This is a genomic window from Nonomuraea diastatica (genome assembly GCF_004349015.1).
GTDB classification, from domain to species: domain Bacteria; phylum Actinomycetota; class Actinomycetes; order Streptosporangiales; family Streptosporangiaceae; genus Nonomuraea; species Nonomuraea diastatica.
Window position 1 is genome coordinate 1 of the sequence record NZ_SMKP01000437.1, and the last position, 966, is coordinate 966.

Sequence of the window (966 nt, forward strand, 5' to 3'; positions counted from 1 at the left end):
TCGCCGAACAGGTCGCCGGACAGGGACGGGGTGGATTTGGTGCCGTTGATCGAGTGCGCGCCGGAGCCGGTGAACAGGCGCGTGTCGCCGCCGGTGCCGTACTTGTCGACGTAGTTGCCGTTCAGCAGCTCCCGCACCGGGTCGCCGTCCCACCAGGCCAGGAAGTTGTAGCTGCTGGGGTTGCGGCCGACGCTGGAACCGGAGGCGTTGAACAGGTTGCCCAGCCCGGTGCCGCTCCCCCAGAACTCGCCGCCCGCGTTGCCGGCGTGGATGTCGCCTGCGACGCCGCGGGCCGGGCCTTCGCAGCCGCAGCTGTTGTTCTTCTGCATGATGGTCGAGCCGTTGCCGGCGTCGCGCAGCGTGGCGGAGGCGCCGGAGCTCTGCTCGTGGATCATCCAGATTTCCTTGCCGGGACGGCTCGGCACGAAGTCCCCCACATGCAGCGCGTCGCCGTGGGCGTAGAAGCCGGTGGTGTAGCGGCCGGTGCCGTTGGCGTTGATGGTCATGCCACCGTAGACGACCTCGTCGGTGCCGTTGCCGTCCACGTCGGCGATGGACAGCGAGTGCGCGCCGCGTCCGGTCCACTGGCCGCCGGCGTTGCCGGAGTCGAACTTCCAGCGCAAAGTGAGCCGGCCGTCGCGGAAGTCCCAGGCGGCGATGGCGCTCTTGGCGTAGTAGCCGCGGCCCATGATGAGGCTGGGGCGCTGGCCGTCCAGGTAGGCGGTGCCGGCCAGGAACCGGTCGCCGCGGTTGCCGTAGTTGTCGCCCCAGTCGTTGATGTTCCCGCGGGCCGGCTCGAAGTTCACCGTGGACATGGCGGCGCCGGTGAGCCCGTTGAACACGGTCAGATACTCCGGTCCGGTGATGATGTAGCCGGAGGAGTTGCGGTGGTCGGCGCCTGCGTTGCCGATCGTCTGCCCCGTGCCGGAGACGGTGCCGTCGCCGGTCTTGACCGCCAGCTCGGCC

General features: G+C 69.7%; 1 protein-coding gene. It reads right to left on the reverse strand.

What is annotated here, in order from left to right:
* Positions 1 to 966 (reverse strand): rhamnogalacturonan lyase family protein (locus E1294_RS54015; RefSeq protein WP_484213996.1); only part of this gene is annotated, 966 nt, incomplete at both ends.